The 2,526-nt window shown below is 72.9% G+C and carries 3 protein-coding genes; all 3 read right to left on the reverse strand.

Going from position 1 to position 2,526, the window contains the following annotated elements; genetic code table 11:
* Positions 1-21: 21 nt before the first annotated feature.
* The 3 genes from ACY5KJ_RS15245 to ACY5KJ_RS15255 all read right to left on the reverse strand — a co-directional run bounded on the left by ACY5KJ_RS15245 (position 22) and on the right by ACY5KJ_RS15255 (position 2,281).
* Positions 22-435, reverse strand: coding sequence for a pyridoxamine 5'-phosphate oxidase family protein (locus tag ACY5KJ_RS15245; protein ID WP_462203650.1), 414 nt, complete (start codon positions 433-435; stop codon positions 22-24).
* Between the two features lie 185 nt (positions 436-620).
* A complete protein-coding gene (locus tag ACY5KJ_RS15250) occupies positions 621-1,316 on the reverse strand; it encodes a GNAT family N-acetyltransferase (protein ID WP_462188813.1) in 696 nt (231 codons plus the stop codon).
* 71 nt (positions 1,317-1,387) lie between these two features.
* Positions 1,388-2,281 carry an NADP-dependent oxidoreductase gene (locus tag ACY5KJ_RS15255; RefSeq protein WP_462203651.1) on the reverse strand — a complete coding sequence of 298 codons (894 nt, stop codon included), beginning with the start codon at positions 2,279-2,281 and terminating at the stop codon, positions 1,388-1,390.
* Between the last annotated feature and the right edge of the window lie 245 nt (positions 2,282-2,526).

Raw genomic sequence — 2,526 nt, forward strand, 5'->3', positions numbered from 1 at the left:
GTCGCGACCCGCTACAACAAGCTAGCCGTCCGCTACGAAGCAACAGCCACCATCGCCGCGATCAACAAATGGCTGCCCCGATGAACTTCCCAAACAGGCCCTAACCGCGTCCTCCTCGATCGCGGCGGTCAGCTTCGAGCCCACGGCCGTCCGGAAGGCCACCGCCTCCCCGTCCATCACGTAGTTCACCGGCAGCACGAGGACCTCCCCGTCCGCCCGGAACGCCACCCGGCCGAGCTGCTCGTTCCCGAGCAGCCACAGGCAGGTTGCGGGGGACAGCACCCCGCCACCGGCATGGTCGAAGGCGAATGCCACCCTGATGCTGGTCCCGGTGGTCTGGGTCGGTGTCTGCGTCGTGGGCATGGCCAGCTCGGTCCGATCGGTCGGTGAAGCCACGGTGACGAGCGCCGGCGCGCCCGCGTTCGGCGGGGTCATCGCGTCATCCCCCTCGTTCTGGGTCGTCGGCGTACCTCCACTTCTGAACGGTAGTCGGGCAGGGCCGGTCGTCGCGCCGGCGCGGGTCGTCCGACCGGGGGATGGCCTGCCGGTGGTCCGCACCGGCCCGCGGGGAAGGCGTTCGCCACGCGGGCCGGTGCGGTGGTTACGCGGCCGGACGGTGGTTACGCGGCCGGCTCGATATCCGGTATCTGCGCGGCGCGGAACGTCACCTCACGCCGCAGCCGGAACCCGAGCGACTCGTAGAGCCGGATCGCGTTCGTGTTGGTCGCCGCGGCGTGCAGGAACGGTGTTTCCCCGCGGGCCCGGATGCCCGCGGCGACCGCGCGGACGAGCCGGGTCGCGAGGCCTTGGCCCCGGTGGCCCGCGTCCGTGCAGACGGCGCTGATCTCGGTCCAGCCGGGCGGGTGCAGCCGTTCCCCGGCCATCGCCACCAGCGTGCCGTCCCGCCGGATGCCGAGGTACGTGCCGAGCTCGATCGTGTGGGGCAGGAACGGCCCGGGTTTGGTGCGTTCGACCAGCGCGAGCATCTCCGGCACGTCCGCGGGCCCCAGCCGCACGGCCTCCTCGTCCGGGAACGCGTCGACCCCCTCGTCCACGAGCTGCGCGCCGTCGAAGCTTGCCTCTTCCCAGCCGGGCGGCGGGGAAGCGTCGATGCCGGTGAACGGCACGATCGCGCCCGGGCCGAGCATCGCTGCGGCGTTGCGCCAGGTGCCCTCGTCGGGCACGTCCGGCAGGGCGACGAACGGTGACACGTTGACCGGGTAGCGCAGCACGTCACCGACCCGCTCGGCGAAATGCGCGTGCGGACCCAGGAGGGAGGAACGGACGGGGTTGTTCAGCACGTGCTGGCCGGTCACGTGCCGCCTGGGCTCCTGCCGGTCGGGCTCCTGCCGGTCGGGGACATGGCGTCGGGGAACGGCAAGCTCGGTCACGCGGCGACCTCGATCACGATCTTGCCGCGGGCGTGGCCGTTCTCCACCGCGCGCAGCGCCGCCGGGGCTTGGTCCAGCGGGAAGGTTGCGGTCACGAGCGGGTCCAGCGCGCCGTCCACGACCAGCTGGGCGACCGCGTCGAGCACGCGGCTGTCCCGGGCCCGCTGGACCGTCGTCCCGCCGTGCCGGTCGCTCGCCCCGGACAAGGCTGTGACGAGCTTCGACCGGTCCGCGAGGACCTCGACGACGTCGTCGAGCGTCTCGCCCCCGACGAGATCGTAGATTCCGTCGACCCCCCTGGGCGCGGCGGCCCGCACCCGGTCCGCGATGCCGGGGCCCGGCTCGACGTGCGCGACGCCGAGGGCCTCGACGAAGTCCTTCTTGCCGGCGCTCGCGGTGCCGACGACCGTCAGGCCCGCCTGCCGGGCGATCTGCGCAGCGGCCACTCCCACGCCGCCACCCACACCGGTGATCAGCAGGGTGGCGCCGGGCGGCAGGGCCAGCTGGTGCACGCCGTCGTAGGCGGTCGCCGCCGCGACCGGCAGCGTCGCCGGCTTGCGCGCGCTCTCCCCGGCGGTCAGCACCGTGTACTCGGCGTAGCCACCGCCCGGCGCGCTGCCGAACACCTCGTCGCCGATGGCGAATCCGTCGACGTCCGGGCCCACCTGCGTTACCACGCCGGCGGCCTCCACTCCGAGTACGACCGGAAACACGGCTGGCGGGGCGGCCGGCAGCCGCAGGCCGCCCCGCAGCTTCCAGTCCACGGGGTTGACCCCGGCGGCACGTACCGCGATCGTGAGCTGACCCGGCCCGGCCACCGGGATCGGGAGGTCGGCGAATGCCTCCACCTCCGGACCGCCGTGGTCGCTGTAGACGTACGCCTTCGGCACCACAACCACCGTCCCCTTCGCCGTTTCCCCTGGCCGTCCCGCCGCGCCGAGACCTCCGCGATATCCGCGATCGGCGTCTACGCCGACCGCGGTCACCTACAACACCGGGCCGGGCCGCCACCTTCCGGCGGTGGCCGGCACCGGGGCGGCGGCGCCTGCCGCGGTCAGGCCGATAGTCAGATTCTGGTTCTGTTCGACGTCGAAGAAGGAGAAGGGCCGAAGAAGATCGAAGGAGGTCAGGGAGG

It is taken from the genome of Frankia sp. CcWB3 (genome assembly GCF_977927595.1).